Annotated in this window: 15 protein-coding genes; 8 read left to right on the top strand and 7 right to left on the bottom strand. The window is 70.6% G+C overall.

What is annotated here, in order from left to right; translation table 11 throughout:
- Window positions 1–265: 265 nt before the first annotated feature.
- Window positions 266–616 (top strand): WhiB family transcriptional regulator, encoded by a 351-nt coding sequence (locus tag OG927_RS15155; protein ID WP_056793362.1) that lies wholly within the window; start codon window positions 266–268, stop codon window positions 614–616.
- 52 nt (window positions 617–668) lie between these two features.
- Here the strand turns inward: OG927_RS15155 and OG927_RS15150 are convergent, their stop codons facing one another.
- Complete coding sequence (locus OG927_RS15150; RefSeq protein ID WP_209470227.1) at window positions 669–2,090, bottom strand: ArsA family ATPase; 1,422 nt, start codon at window positions 2,088–2,090, stop codon at window positions 669–671.
- On the bottom strand, window positions 2,087–3,142 hold the full coding sequence (locus tag OG927_RS15145) for an ArsA family ATPase (RefSeq protein WP_209470228.1): 1,056 nt from the start codon (window positions 3,140–3,142) through the stop codon (window positions 2,087–2,089). The genes OG927_RS15150 and OG927_RS15145 overlap by 4 nt, the downstream gene beginning before the upstream one ends.
- A 71-nt stretch (window positions 3,143–3,213) precedes the next feature.
- Here OG927_RS15145 and OG927_RS15140 point away from each other — a divergent pair, with 71 nt between their 5' ends.
- The 4 genes from OG927_RS15140 to OG927_RS15125 all read left to right on the top strand — a co-directional run bounded on the left by OG927_RS15140 (window position 3,214) and on the right by OG927_RS15125 (window position 5,752).
- The gene (locus OG927_RS15140) at window positions 3,214–3,372 is read left to right on the top strand and encodes a DUF4177 domain-containing protein (RefSeq protein WP_019992579.1); all 159 of its coding nucleotides are present in this window, start codon (window positions 3,214–3,216) and stop codon (window positions 3,370–3,372) included.
- Window positions 3,372–3,842, top strand: coding sequence for a RidA family protein (locus OG927_RS15135; RefSeq protein ID WP_056793365.1), 471 nt, complete (start codon window positions 3,372–3,374; stop codon window positions 3,840–3,842). Before OG927_RS15140 ends, OG927_RS15135 begins: the two co-directional genes overlap by 1 nt.
- A 120-nt stretch (window positions 3,843–3,962) precedes the next feature.
- Window positions 3,963–4,925: an NUDIX hydrolase gene (locus tag OG927_RS15130; RefSeq protein ID WP_330320302.1), complete on the top strand. Its 963-nt coding sequence runs from the start codon at window positions 3,963–3,965 to the stop codon at window positions 4,923–4,925.
- Window positions 4,922–5,752 carry an MBL fold metallo-hydrolase gene (locus OG927_RS15125; protein WP_056793369.1) on the top strand — a complete coding sequence of 277 codons (831 nt, stop codon included), beginning with the start codon at window positions 4,922–4,924 and terminating at the stop codon, window positions 5,750–5,752. The genes OG927_RS15130 and OG927_RS15125 overlap by 4 nt, the downstream gene beginning before the upstream one ends.
- An 86-nt stretch (window positions 5,753–5,838) precedes the next feature.
- Here OG927_RS15125 and OG927_RS15120 read toward each other — a convergent pair whose 3' ends face one another.
- Window positions 5,839–6,513, bottom strand: coding sequence for a Crp/Fnr family transcriptional regulator (locus OG927_RS15120; RefSeq protein ID WP_031090867.1), 675 nt, complete (start codon window positions 6,511–6,513; stop codon window positions 5,839–5,841).
- 403 nt (window positions 6,514–6,916) lie between these two features.
- Here OG927_RS15120 and nth point away from each other — a divergent pair, with 403 nt between their 5' ends.
- The 3 genes from nth (at window position 6,917) to OG927_RS15105 (ending at window position 10,002) form a co-directional block, all read left to right on the top strand.
- Complete coding sequence (gene nth, locus OG927_RS15115; protein ID WP_330320301.1) at window positions 6,917–7,891, top strand: endonuclease III; 975 nt, start codon at window positions 6,917–6,919, stop codon at window positions 7,889–7,891.
- A gap of 82 nt (window positions 7,892–7,973) precedes the next feature.
- On the top strand, window positions 7,974–8,711 hold the full coding sequence (locus OG927_RS15110) for an NUDIX hydrolase (protein WP_330320300.1): 738 nt from the start codon (window positions 7,974–7,976) through the stop codon (window positions 8,709–8,711).
- A 91-nt stretch (window positions 8,712–8,802) separates the two neighbouring features.
- Complete coding sequence (locus OG927_RS15105) at window positions 8,803–10,002, top strand: MarP family serine protease (protein WP_056793375.1); 1,200 nt, start codon at window positions 8,803–8,805, stop codon at window positions 10,000–10,002.
- A 299-nt stretch (window positions 10,003–10,301) separates the two neighbouring features.
- Here the strand turns inward: OG927_RS15105 and OG927_RS15100 are convergent, their stop codons facing one another.
- From OG927_RS15100 to nhaA, 4 genes are all read right to left on the bottom strand, one after another.
- Entirely contained in the window at window positions 10,302–10,505 is a 204-nt protein-coding gene (locus OG927_RS15100) for a hypothetical protein (protein ID WP_124281971.1), read from the bottom strand.
- Window positions 10,506–10,610: 105 nt separating this feature from the next.
- The gene (locus OG927_RS15095; RefSeq protein WP_056793377.1) at window positions 10,611–11,588 is read right to left on the bottom strand and encodes an alpha/beta fold hydrolase; all 978 of its coding nucleotides are present in this window, start codon (window positions 11,586–11,588) and stop codon (window positions 10,611–10,613) included.
- On the bottom strand, window positions 11,585–12,115 hold the full coding sequence (locus OG927_RS15090; RefSeq protein ID WP_056793378.1) for a phage holin family protein: 531 nt from the start codon (window positions 12,113–12,115) through the stop codon (window positions 11,585–11,587). Before OG927_RS15090 ends, OG927_RS15095 begins: the two co-directional genes overlap by 4 nt.
- 39 nt (window positions 12,116–12,154) lie before the next feature.
- Window positions 12,155–13,558 carry a Na+/H+ antiporter NhaA gene (gene nhaA, locus OG927_RS15085; protein WP_330320299.1) on the bottom strand — a complete coding sequence of 468 codons (1,404 nt, stop codon included), beginning with the start codon at window positions 13,556–13,558 and terminating at the stop codon, window positions 12,155–12,157.
- Window positions 13,559–14,020 lie beyond the last annotated feature (462 nt).

Below are 14,020 nucleotides of genomic sequence, written 5' to 3'. Positions count from 1 at the left end.
GCGCTCCCGAATTCGCCCGACGTGTCACTGAATGTCCGTTGCGACTTGGGTATCCTGTCCCGATTCCATCGGGACAGTCCCGTATGTCTTAGCATCACTCCCCTGGGTGATCTGCCGCCTACGCATAGTCCGTTCGGGCCATTCAAGATTGGGCCCGAAGGGGGTGTTGCGCTGTCGCTGGCTTCCGTAACGTCCTCAACTGGCAGCGGTGAATATGCCGCTGTCGCCGTGGGGGAGCCTCGATTCGGGAGAGGACGGCGCCGGCATGGGCTGGGTAACCGACTGGAGTGCGCAGGCAGCCTGCCGCACTACCGATCCGGATGAATTGTTCGTACAAGGGGCAGCGCAGAACAGGGCCAAGGCGGTGTGCACCGGTTGCCCGGTGCGGACCGAGTGCCTGGCCGATGCGCTGGACAATCGCGTCGAGTTCGGCGTGTGGGGCGGAATGACGGAGCGGGAGCGCCGCGCACTACTGCGGCGACGGCCCACCGTCACGTCCTGGCGCCGCCTGCTGGAGACCGCGCGCAGTGAGTACGAGCGGTCCACGGGCATGCTGCCCGCAGCGGTGGGGCTGGACGACGAGGAGCTGCACGAGACGTACGCAGCCGTGGGGTAGAGCCTGCGCGGGGCGAGCCCCGTGAGGGGGCCCGACGTCGGACCTGCGCAGCTCAGGCCGGGGCGGAACCGGTCGCGAGCCGTTCCCCGATGGCCCGAAGGCCTGAGAGGTCGTGCACATCACCGGGGAGCGCGGCCACCTCGGTCACCGGGACCTCGGGGTGGAGCGAGGTGAAGCGGTCGCGGGTGTGCTGCTCGCGCGCGACGACCTGCATCCGCTCGGCGTGCAGTCTCAGCAGACCGGCGGTCAGCTGATCGACGGACACATCGGTCGCGGGGACGGCCCTGGTGTCCTGTTCGGCGTGCGTGGGTGGTCCGGACGGGTCAGGCGACTTTCGGTCATGCGGCTCGGCGTCGTGCTGTTCGGGGGCAGGCGACTTCCGGTCATGCGGCTCGGGCGTGGATCCGTGCGGCGTCGGCTCGTCGCCGTGCTCGGGGGAGAGCGGTGACTCGGAGGCTTCGGGAGAGGTGACGGCCGTCGGGTCCGACGCGTCACAAAGGCCAGCCTTCCCGGTCGTCTGATCCACAATGCCGACGTCTTCAAGATTTTCTGCGGCGGCCAGCGCCCGCTCCGCGGAGAGCCGTGCGGCCTCGCTGCCGTGCACCCGGTTGAGGACCAGCCCGGCGAGCGGCATCTTCTCCGCTGCCAGCCGTTCCACGAAGTACGCGGCCTCGCGCAGCGCGTCCCGCTCAGGCGTCGCGACCACGAGGAACGCGGTGCCAGGGGCTTGGAGCAGCTTGTACGTGGCATCGGCCCGGGTACGGAATCCGCCGAACATCGAGTCCATCGCCGTGACGAACGTCTGTACGTCACGGAGGAACTGCCCGCCGAGCAGCTTGCCGAGTGTGCCCGTCATCATCGACATGCCGACATTGAGGAACTTCATCCCGGCCCGCCCGCCGATCTTCGCCGGGGCGATCAGCAGCCGGATGAATTTCCCGTCGAGGAACGAGCCGAGACGTTTCGGCGCGTCCAGGAAGTCCAGTGCGGAGCGGGACGGAGGCGTGTCGACGATGATCAGGTCCCACTCGTCGCGCGCCCTCAGCTGTCCGAGCTTCTCCATCGCCATGTACTCCTGCGTGCCCGCGAAACCGGCCGACAGGGACTGGTAGAAGGGGTTCTCCAGGATCGCGCGTGCCCGCTCGGCGTCCGTGTGCGCCTCGACGGTCTCGTCGAAGGTGCGCTTCATGTCGAGCATCATCGCGTGCAGTTCGCCGTCACCGCCGATGTCGTCGACCCGGCGCGGGATGTTGTCGAGCTGGTCGATCCCCATGGACTGGGCGAGCCGGCGGGCCGGGTCGATGGTGAGGACGACGACCTTGCGGCCGCGCTCGGCCGCCCGTACACCGAGTGCCGCGGCGGTCGTGGTCTTGCCGACACCGCCCGATCCGCAGCACACGACGATCCGGATCCCCGGGTCGTCCAGCAGCGCGTCCGTGTCAAGCCCCGGTGCGATGTCCGTGTTCAGCGTCATGCCCCCACCCCTCGTCCGGATCCGCGCCCCGGGCCGGGCCCGGAGCGCGGCGCGCCCCCTGCGGACCCCTGCCCCGCCGCGTCCACCGTGTCGTCGCCCACACCCTGTTTGCGGAACTCCGCCGCCAGGTCGTACAGGGCGGACAGGCTCACGCCCTCGCCCATCAGCGGCAGCTCGACGGTGGGCAGTCCGAGCCCGGCCAGCACCGCACGCTGCTCCCGCTCCAGGCCCACGCGCTGGGCGTGCTCGGCGGCCTGCTCGACAAGAGGCCGTACGAGCGCGGCGGAGCCCGTCACGCCCGACCGGGTCAGCGCCTTGGCGATCTCCCTGCGGCGCCCCCCGGACGCCGTGCGCAGCGCGTCCTCGTCCAACAGGTGCGGCCGCACCATGTTCACGACGACGCGCCCCACGGGCAGTTCCGCGGCCCGCAGCTCCGCGACGCCGTCCGCGGTCTCCTGGACCGGCATCTCCTCCAGGAGCGTCACCAGGTGGACCGCCGTCTCGGGTGACTTCAGGACCCGCATCACGGCCTGCGCCTGATTGTGTATCGGGCCGATCCGGGCCAGGCCCGCCACCTCGTCGTTCACGTTGAGGAAGCGGGTGATGCGGCCGGTGGGCGGGGCGTCCATGATCACGTGGTCGTAGACGAACCTGCCCTGCTTGTCCTTGCGGCGGACGGCCTCGCAGGCCTTGCCGGTCAGCAGGACGTCCCGGACGCCGGGGGCGATGGTGGTGGCGAAGTCGATCGCGCCGAGCTTCTTCAGTGCCCGGCCGGCACTGCCCAGCTTGTAGAACATCTGGAGGTAGTCCAGCAGCGCCCGCTCGGCGTCGATCGCCAGCGCGTGGACCTCCCCGCCGCCCGGCGCCACGGCGATCCTGCGTTCCTCGTAGGGGAGGGCCTCGGACTCGAAGAGCTGGGCGATGCCCTGTCTGCCCTCGACCTCGACGAGGAGAGTGCGCCTGCCCTCGGTCGCGAGGGCGAGCGCGAGTGCGGCGGCGACCGTGGTCTTACCGGTACCGCCCTTGCCGCTGACGACCTGGAACCTGCTCACGTCTTCGAGCCTAACCAGTCGGCAGGCAGGCTACGCACGAGGCCGCATGTGCCAGGCATTACAGTCGGCTCATGACCAAGTGGGAATACGCGACCGTGCCCCTTCTCGTGCACGCGACCAAGCAGATTCTGGACACCTGGGGCGAGGACGGCTGGGAGCTCGTCCAGGTCGTTCCCGGCCCGAACAACCCCGAGCAGCTCGTGGCCTACCTGAAGAGGGAGAAGCCGTAGTGGCGGGCGCCGTCGAGGCGAAGCTCGCCGAGCTCGGCCTGACGCTCCCGGGTGTCGTCCCGCCGCTGGCCTCGTACCAGCCGGCCGTGCGGTCCGGGGTGTACGTGTACACCTCTGGCCAGCTGCCGATGGTGGACGGCAAGCTCGCGGTGACCGGCAAGGTCGGCGCCGAGGTGACGGCGGACGAGGCCAAGGAACTGGCGAAGACGTGTGCGCTGAACGCCCTGGCCGCCGTGAAGTCGGTCGCCGGTGACCTGGACCGGATCGCCCGCGTCGTGAAGGTCGTGGGCTTCGTCGCCTCGGCCTCCGACTTCACCGGGCAGCCCGGTGTGGTCAACGGTGCGAGCGAGCTGCTGGGCGCGGTCCTGGGCGACAAGGGCGTGCACGCGCGCAGCGCCGTGGGCGTCGCCGTTCTGCCCCTGGACGCACCGGTGGAGATCGAGGTCCAGGTCGAGCTCGTCGAGGCCTGATCCCGCTGATTCCGCCGATCCCGCCCCGCCCTCGTGGCCGGGCGGGATCACGCGTGTACGGGGCACAGACAGGGACCTGCGGCCCTCGAACATCGGCGCGGTTCCGGATAGCCTCCCGCCATGTCCAACGGTCAGTGGTACCCACCGGAATGGCCCGCCCGGATCCGGGCCCTCGCCAGCGGCGAGCTGGCAGCCGTGACCCCCAGGCGGGCGGCCACGGTGATGCTGCTGCGGGACGAGCCGTCCGGGGCCGAGGGCCCGGGGCCCGCCGTCCACATGCTGCGCCGGCGCACCTCCATGGCCTTTGCCGGGGGTGCGTACGCCTATCCGGGTGGCGGCGTCGACCCGCGCGACGACGACCACCTCGTGGAATGGGCCGGGCCCTCCCTGGAGACCTGGGCGGAACGGCTGGGAGTCGACACGGTCACCGAGGCACAGGCGATCATCTGTGCGGCGGTCCGCGAGACCTACGAGGAAGCGGGCGTCCTGCTGGCCGGGCCCACCCCGGGCACGGTCGTGAGCGACACCACGGGCGCCGGCTGGGAGGCCGACCGCGAGGCACTCGTCGCACGCGAGCTGTCCTTCGCCGGCTTCCTCGACCGCCGGGGACTCGTGCTGCGCTCCGACCTGCTGGGCGCATGGGCCCGCTGGATCACCCCGGCGTTCGAACCGCGCCGGTACGACACCTGGTTCTTCGTCGCCGCACTCCCGGAGGGGCAGCGCACCCGGAACGCATCGACCGAGGCCGACCGGACCGTCTGGATCCGGCCCGTCGACGCCACGGACCGATACGACCGGGGCGAACTGCTGATGATGCCGCCCACCGTGACCACGCTGCGGGCGCTGAGCCCGTACGGGACGGCCGCCGAGGCGCTGGAGGGGGCGGATTCCCAGGACCTCGCTCCCGTACTGGCAGAGGCCCGCATGGAGGGGGAAGAGCTGGTGCTGAGCTGGCCGGGGCACGACGAGTTCACGAAGCACGTCCCCTCCGCCCCCGCCGCCTTCACGCCCACGGCCGCCCCCGGCCCCGCCCCCGCCACCGCGGACGACGGCAGCAGCGGGACGGAAGGCGGCACCGTATGAGTGACGCTGCAGCACTGCCGGGACAGCCCCGCGGCGGCGTCCTCTCCGGCCCCGCCACCACCCGTACGGTCAACGTCCTCGCGCCCAACGCGTCGGCGATGACTCTGGACGGCACGAACACCTGGATCGTCGCGGAGCCCGACTCCGATCTCGCGGTCGTGATCGACCCGGGACCGCTCGACGAGCTGCACCTGCGGGCCGTCATCGACACCGCGGAGAGGGCCGGGCGGCGCGTCGGCCTCACCCTGCTCACCCACGGCCACCCCGACCACGCGGAGGGCGCGGTACGTTTCGCCGAGCTCACGCGCACGAAGGTCCGTGCCCTGGACGCGGCCCTGCGCCTCGGGGACGAGGGGCTGTCGGCGGGGGACGTGATCACCACCGGAGGGCTCGAACTCCGGGTGGTCCCCACTCCGGGGCACACCGCGGACTCGCTCTCCTTCCACCTGCCGGCCGACCGGGCCGTCCTGACGGGCGACACCATCCTCGGACGCGGTACGACGCTCGTCGCACACCCGGACGGGCGGCTCGGCGACTACCTGGCCACACTGCGGCGGCTGCGCTCGCTGACCGTCGACGACGGGGTGCACACGGTGCTTCCCGGGCACGGACCGGTGCTGGAGGACGCCCAGGGTGCCGTCGAGTTCTACCTCGCCCACCGGGCACACCGCCTCGCCCAGGTCGAGACGGCCGTGGAGGCCGGGCACCGGACGCCCGCCGAGGTCGTGGCGACGGTGTACGCGGATGTGGACCGCTCCCTGTGGCCGGCGGCGGAGCTGTCGGTGCGGGCACAGTTGGAGTACCTCACCGAGCACGGCTTGATCTGAGACGTACCGCCCGCGACGCCGTCCCGGACACGCGAAGGGCCCCACCGCACGGTGGGGCCCTTTCGACGGGGGCACGGGCCAGGAGGTCAGCGGGACCGCTTCGCCAGCCGCTCCACGTCCAGCAGGATCACGGCCCGTGCCTCGAGCCGCAGCCAGCCGCGGCCCGCGAAGTCCGCAAGGGCCTTGTTGACCGTCTCGCGGGAAGCGCCGACCAGCTGGGCCAGCTCTTCCTGGGTCAGGTCGTGCACGACGTGGATCCCCTCCTCCGACTGGACGCCGAAGCGGCGCGAAAGGTCGAGGAGCGCGCGGGCGACACGGCCCGGCACATCGGAGAAGACCAGGTCGGACATCTGGTCGTTGGTCTTGCGCAGCCTGCGGGCGACGGCCCGCAGCAGTGCGGTGGCCACCTCGGGGCGGGCGTTCAGCCAGGGCTGGAGGTCGCCGTGACCGAGGCCGAGCAGCTTGACCTCGGTGAGCGCCGAAGCGGTCGCGGTGCGCGGACCCGGGTCGAAGAGCGACAGCTCACCGATGAGCTCTCCGGGGCCGAGCACGGCCAGCATGTTCTCCCTGCCGTCGGGGGAGGTGCGGTGGAGCTTCACCTTGCCCTCGGTGACCACGTACAGGCGGTCGCCCGGGTCGCCCTCGTGGAACAGCGCGTCACCGCGTGCGAGGGTCACCTCACTCATCGAGGCGCGGAGCTCCGCGGCCTGCTCATCATCGAGCGCCGCGAAAAGCGGGGCGCGCCGCAGAACGTCGTCCACGAGTTCTCTCCTTGTCGGCCTGTTCAGGGAAGCCTGGTCCCCATGATGCCGGACGGTAAAACAGTGCGATCAATCACAAACCAGTTTGACGCACGGGCGTGCCGGACCCTACGGCAGGGGGCCGATTGGGCGTGGATGCGCGGTGACCGGGGCGGATGTCAGCCCCTGGCTCTAGGCTGGCCGGGTGTCCGGAACGCCGGTGAGAGCGCAGGCAGAGGGGGCTGATGGGGTGTCGGAAGACAGGAATTCCGCTGTGGGCGAACAGTCTGCGCAAGGTCGGAGAAATGCGACAGAACGACCTGCGGAGGGGGCGGACCAGCCGGCCGGGCCGACCGCGCAGGGAGCCGGCGGGGCCCGGTCGGAGGGCGCGGGACGCCCGGCCGGCGCGTCTCGGGCCCGGCCGGTGAAGAAGGTCGCGAAGAAGGCGGCGGAAGAGGCTGTGGAGCACCCCGTCGGGAAGCCGGCGAAAAGGACCGCGAAGAAGACCGGGACCGGGAAGAAGACGACGGGAGCCGGGGCCGCGGACAGGGCGACGGGAGCCGGTAGCGGGACCGCAGAGAAGGCCGCGACGGGGGCCGCGAAGAAGACCGGGACCGGGAAGAAGACCGCGAAGCCGGAGTCGCACCTCGCGATGGTCCGCCGCGCCCGCCGGATCAACCGCGAGCTCGCCGAGGTCTACCCGTACGCCCACCCTGAGCTGGACTTCCGCAACCCGTTCGAGCTCCTCGTCGCCACCGTGCTGTCCGCCCAGACCACCGACCTGAGGGTCAACCAGACCACCCCCGCGCTCTTCGCCGCCTATCCGACCCCCGAGGACATGGCCGCCGCCGTCCCCGAGGAGCTGGAGGAGATCATCCGGCCGACCGGGTTCTTCCGGGCCAAGTCACGCTCCCTGATCGGGTTGTCGGCATCCCTCCGGGACAATTTCGGAGGAGAGGTCCCCGGCCGCCTCGCCGATCTCGTGACACTGCCCGGCGTCGGCCGCAAGACGGCCAACGTCGTCCTGGGCAACGCCTTCGGCGTGCCCGGCATCACTGTGGACACCCACTTCGGCCGACTGGTCCGCCGCTGGAAGTGGACCGAGCAGGAGGATCCGGAGAAGGTCGAGGCGGACGTCGCCGCGATCTTCCCGAAGAGCGAGTGGACGATGCTCTCGCACCGGGTCGTATTCCACGGCCGCCGCATCTGCCACTCCCGGAAGCCGGCCTGCGGTGCCTGCCCGATCGCCCCGCTCTGCCCGTCGTACGGCGAGGGCGAGACGGACCCCGAGAAGGCCAGGAAGCTCCTGAAGTACGAGATGGGCGGCTATCCGGGTCAGCGGCTCAGTCCGCCACCGAACTACCCGGGCAGTCCCGCCCCACCCCTGGGAGCCGGGTGAACGACACCACCCGCCGGGGTGGTGTACGGGGCCGCGCGGAACGAAATCGCCGACGGCAGGCGTTGGAACGACGGGGGTGCCCATGACGCACGCACAGAGCACACGGGCCGCGCGGGACGCGGCCGCCACCGGGACGAGCACGCCCCACGACAGCGGGATCACCGTCACCACCGACGGGCTGCCCGGCTGGCTCGACCCCGTCGCCCGGGCGGCACGAAGTGTCCGGGCCCAGCAGCTCAGCCGGTTCCTGCCGCCCGAGAGCGGCGCCGGACGGCAGTCCGCGGTGCTGGTCCTCTTCGGTGAGGGGGAGCGCGGGCCCGAACTGCTCCTGATGGAGCGGTCCAGTTCCCTGCGCTCCCATGCCGGTCAGCCCTCCTTCCCCGGCGGCTCCCTCGACCCCGAGGACGGCGACCCCGCCACCACCGGACCGCTCAGGGCCGCGCTCCGGGAGGCGGAGGAGGAGACCGGTCTCGATCCGCGCGGCGTCCAGATCTTCGGCGTGCTGCCCCGGCTCTACATTCCGGTCAGCAGCTTCGTCGTCACGCCCGTCCTCGGCTGGTGGCGTGAGCCCAGTCCGGTGGGAGTGGTCGATCCGGCCGAGACCGCCAGGGTCTTCACCGTCCCCGTGGCGGATCTCACGGAACCGGGCAACCGCGCGACCGCCATCCATCCGAGCGGTCACCAAGGCCCGGCATTTCTGGTCGAATCCGCACTGGTCTGGGGCTTCACGGCGGGTGTGATCGACAGGATCGTGTACTACGCGGGGTGGGAACGCCCCTGGGACCGGGCCAAGCAGGTGCCGCTCGACTGGCGCGCATGACAGGCTGACTCCCGTGCTGCGCTGTTCCGGGTCTGGCCCGGACCCCGTCGAACCGGACGGGCCAGGTGACGAATCTGCGAGGCTATAGACGGTGAACGTGCTGGACATCCTGCTGCTGGTCGGTGCCGTGTGGTTCGCGATCATCGGCTACCGCCAGGGTTTCGTCGTCGGGATTCTGTCCGTGATCGGCTTCCTGGGGGGCGGCCTCGTTGCCGTCTACCTGCTGCCGGTGATCTGGGACCGGTTGACCGACGGGTCGGAGGTCTCCTCCACGGCTGCCATCGTCGCGGTCATCATCGTGATCGTCTGCGCCTCCGTGGGCCAGGCCTTCACCACCCACCTCGGCAACAAACTGCGCAGATACATCACCTGGTCGCCGGCACGTGCCCTGGACGCCACCGGCGGCTCCCTGGTCAACGTGGTGGCCATGCTGCTGGTCGCCTGGCTGATCGGGTCCGCACTCGCGGGCACGACTCTGCCCACGCTGGGCAAGGAGGTCCGCAGTTCCTCCGTGCTGCTCGGGGTCTCCAGGGTGATGCCCGCTCAGGCCTCCAACTGGTTCACGGACTTCTCCTCGGTCCTCGCCCAGAACGGCTTCCCACAGGTCTTCAGTCCGTTCGCCAACGAGCCCATCCCCGAGGTCAAGGCGCCTGATCCGGCCCTGGCGGGCAGCCCCGTCGCCGCTCGCGCCAAGAAGTCCATCGTCAAGGTGGTCGGCATGGCACCGGGCTGCGGGAAGGTACTCGAAGGTACCGGCTTCGTCTTCTCGGACCGCCGAGTGATGACCAACGCCCATGTGGTCGGCGGCGTCGACGAGCCGACCGTCCAGATCGGCGGCGAAGGCCGGCTGTACGACGCGACAGTCGTCCTCTACGACTGGGAGCGGGACATCGCCGTACTCGACGTCCCGGACCTCGACGCGAAGCCCCTGCGCTTCACCGACACCGATGCGGAGAGCAGTGACGACGCGATCGTCGCCGGCTTCCCGGAGAACGGCGCCTATGACGTGCGCTCCGCACGCATCCGCGGCCGCATCGACGCCAACGGCCCCGACATCTACCACCGGGGCACCGTACAGCGCGATGTGTACTCGCTGTACGCGACGGTCCGCCAGGGCAACTCCGGCGGCCCGCTGCTCACTTCGGACGGCAAGGTGTACGGGGTGGTCTTCGCGAAGTCGCTCGACGACCCGGAAACGGGGTACGCGCTGACGGCTGATGAGATCCGTCAGGACATCGAGCTCGGCAGGACCGCGGTCCAGCAGGTCGACAGCCAGGGCTGCGCGCTCTAGGCCTTCCTTCGGACGCGGCCGGACCGGACCCCGGACTCGGCCGGACCAGACCCCGGACGCGGCCGGACCGGAGAGTCCGGGAGACGCCGGAGCAGGGAGCCGGGTGTCTCCCGACAAGGTCCTGGTGCTGTGGTCCGGCGTCCTGCCGCAGCCACCCGGCTGCTTCCACTCCGTACCGGGACGTGCGGGCGTCGAGCCGCTCGGCTCCCGGGCCGTGTCGTGGCGGGTGGGCCGCCTACGGCCCGAGGCCCTGAGCGGCCGGGAGCTCGTGCGTGGCGTGACGGGCTATGCCCCGTGCATCATCCGCGGGGATGGCGCAGCCGCGCCGAGACCCAGCGGGCTCGACGGTGGAGGATGCGCGGAATGCCCAGCCGGAGGCCCTCGGAATCACTCACCTCGTGCACCCGGCTCACGGAGCCGTCCCCCTTGTGAGTGCTCTGACCGGCAGGAGCGGTCGAGCGGTGGTTGCGTGCTGCGTCGTTGAAGTCGCGCGTCCAGCCCATACCCCGACGTCTGCCCGTGACCCAAGGTCGGTAATCGCGCGCGAGTCAGCCAATTGGCTTATGCGGCAGGCAATTGGCTGTTCGACGTACACCTGTGCCCATCGGCTAGCGATCGGGCTCGGGATCCTTGAGCCAGCTGATGAGTTCGGCCGAGAACCCATCCGGATCCTCCTCGTGGGGAAAGTGCCCCAGACCGTCGAAAAGTCGCCATCTGTACGGTGCCTCGACGTACTCGCCCGACCCCGCGGAGCTGCGGGTCCGGACAGCCGGGTCGAGCGATCCGTGCAGGTGCAGCGTAGGGACGCGCACCGGGCGCTTCATCCGGCGGTTGAACTGGATGCCGTCCGGACGAGCCAGGGAGCGCACCATCCAGCGGTACGGCTCGACCGCGCAGTGGGCCGTCGACGGGATGCACATCGCACGCCGGTAGACGTCCACCGTCTCGTCGTCGGGGAAGTCCGGCGTGCGCGGCCCGGACCAGTCCCGGATCAGCCTGCCGACCAACGCGGCGTCGTCCGCCACGAGCTGACGCTCCGGCACCCAGGGGCGCTGGAATCCCCAGATGTGCGAGCCGGCCCGGGACTGTGCCGGATCGGAGAGCATCGAGGACCGCCAGCGACGCGGATGCGGCATCGAGGACACCACGAGCCGTCGCACCAGCTTCGGCCGCATGACCGCGGCGGTCCAGGCGAGATAGCCGCCCATGTCATGACCGACCAGCGCCGCGTCCGGCTCGCCGAGCGAGCGGATCACGCCGGTGACGTCGAGCGCCAGGTTGGCCGGGTCGTAACCGCGGGGTGTGCGGTCGCTACCGCCCACCCCGCGCAGGTCCATCGCGACGGCGCGGAAGCCCGCGTCGGCCAGAGCGGTGAGCTGGTGGCGCCAGGTCCACCAGAACTGGGGGAATCCGTGCAGCAGCAGCACGAGCGGCCCGTCACCCATCTCGGCGATGTGGAAGCGCGCACCGTTGGCCGCCACGTCACGGTGGGTCCAGGGGCCGTCCAGACGGACGGGGCTGCCGGAACCGGAAGCCGGTCCCGGCGGTCCATTCGGGCCGGGCGCGTTCACATCGGGGTCGGTCATGTGGATGAGCGTGCCACAGAGACCGCCTTGTCCTGGACCGGACGGTTCTCGATGGCCTTGTCCGCGAGCGTGCTGCCCGGGGCCCTGCCGACCGCACCTGCGACGACGGCCGGGCGGGGGTGCGGCTTGACGCCCTGCAGTACTGCCGCGGACTGCTTGGCCGAAGCGATGGACTTCTCCGGCGGCTTGACCTTCTTGAACTTGGCGATGGCGATCAGGGCGAGCACGACGGCCAGCAGGATGAACGCCAGGCCCACGATGCCGAAGCACCAGGCGAGCCCGAGCCCCGACGAGTGAATCCAGTAGGCGGCCGCGAAGCTCAGCACGGGCAGCGAGAACAGGATCAGCACACCCGCGACGATGAACGCCACACTGCCGATCACCCCGCGCTTGACGTCCTGGCGCACCTCGGCCTTGGCCAGTGCGATCTCGTCGTGCACCAGCGCGGACATCTCGGCCGTCGCCGAGGCGAACAGCTGGCCGATACTACGGTCGGTGCTGCCCGCGTAGTTGCCGGGGTCGCTCATCCCTGACTCCCTCTCCTCTTCCGTACATCCGATGTCAGATCATGCCGGACTGTCCGGCTTACTGCGCGCTGCCCCCGCCAGGTCGGCAAGGCGGCGATGCTCGGCAGCCTTCTTCTCGTGGATCGCGGCCATGCGCAGGTGGTACTGCGGGTCGTCCTGCTCGTAGACGTCCGGCACCCCTGATTCGTCCTCGTCGCGCTCCTCCGCCTCGTACAGCGCTCTGTATGTGCGTACCCGGAGTCTGAGCAGTACACCGGAGAGTACGGCGGCAATCAGGGATCCGATCAGGACCGCGGCCTTGACCTCGTTGATCATGTCTTCGTCGCCCGCGAAGGCGAGCTCCCCGATGAGCAGCGAGACGGTGAATCCGATCCCGGCCAGGGCGGCTACCGCGAAGACATCGGCCCAGGCCAGATCCTTGTTCAGCTCGGCCTTGGTGAAGCGGGTGACGAGCCAGGTGCCACCGAAGATCCCGACCGTCTTGCCGACGACCAGACCGAGAACCACACCGAGCGTTTCAGGCCGGGTGAATACCCCCGCCAGGGCGTCGCCCTTGAGGGTGACACCGGCCGAGAAGAGCGCGAACAGCGGCACCGCGAGGCCGGCCGACAGCGGACGCACCAGATGCTCGATGTGCTCGCCGGGGGAGTGCGCCTCGCCCTCGCGCCGGGTGCAGCGGAGCATGAGGCCCATGGCGACGCCGGCGATCGTGGCATGGACCCCGCTGTTGTACATCAGGCCCCAGATGACCAGGGCGAGCGGAACGTAGATGTACCAGCCTCGGACTCCTGTACGAAGCAGCACCCAGAAGACCACCAGGCAGGCGAAGGCCCCGCCGAGTGCCAGGAAGTCGATGCTCGCGGTGAAGAACACCGCGATGATCAGGATGGCGAAGAGGTCGTCGACCACGGCGAGCGTGAGGAGGAAGGCCCGCAGTGCCGCCGGCAGAGACGTACCGATCACCGCGAGGACGGCGAGGGCGAACGCGATGTCGGTGGCGGTGGGAACGGCCCAGCCTGCGGTGGAACCTCCGCCGAGTGCGGCGGTGAGGGCGTAGACGACGGCGGGGACGGCCATCCCGCAGAGTGCGGCGGCGACGGGCAGGGCCGCCGCCCTGGGGTCGCGCAGTTCTCCAGCGACCAGTTCGCGCTTGAGCTCGACACCCGCGACGAAGAAGAAGACCGCGAGCAGTCCGTCGGCAGCCCAGTGGGCCACGGAGAGATCGAGCCCCAGGGCCTCGGGACCGAAGTGGAAACGGCTGACGGCCGCGTAGGCGGAGCCGAAGGTGTTCGCCCAGATCAGTGCGGCGACGGCCGCGACCAGCAGGATGATGCCGCCGACCGTCTCGGTGCGCAGCGCCTCGGCGACGTAGTTGCGCTCGGGCAGGGACAACCGGCCGAACAGGGTACGGCGGGAGGAGGGAGGGGGGACGGGCGCGGCCACGAGGGGGACCTCCGGGTCGGGTACGGCTGCGACGGCATGGCAGATACACGTGCCGACCAGACTTCCCGGCGCCCCTGTGGAGTTCTCGTTGTGAAGTTGTCGCCACCGCAGTGATGTGCGGCGAACGGCCATCACTCTACCCGGGGCGCCCGGGAACGGGTCCCGGATGCGCGCCCGGCTTCGGGATCCGTCGCAGGTCGAGCCGGTTGCAGACCAGCATCGTGCCCAGGGGACCGAACGGCATCCGGACTCACCGCGCCTGCGGAGCCGTACGAAGAAGAAGCCGAGCCGGACCGAACGACGAGGGGGCGGCGGCGCACCTGCCAGGGGCCGCTCAACACCTCGTCGGCCGCTCGGCCGGACAGTACGTCGTCCCACCGGGTTGCGCTCCGGCCGGGCCCCCGTCCGGATGAGCGGTCCGAGGCGCGGCCCGGGACGTTCCCGGCGCAGCCCGACACCCGA

Origin of the sequence: Streptomyces clavifer (assembly GCF_036345975.1) — a bacterium.
Lineage (GTDB): Bacteria > Actinomycetota > Actinomycetes > Streptomycetales > Streptomycetaceae > Streptomyces > Streptomyces clavifer.
The sequence above is the reverse complement of the archived record's forward strand: the minus strand, read 5'-3'. Positions and strand labels throughout refer to the sequence as shown.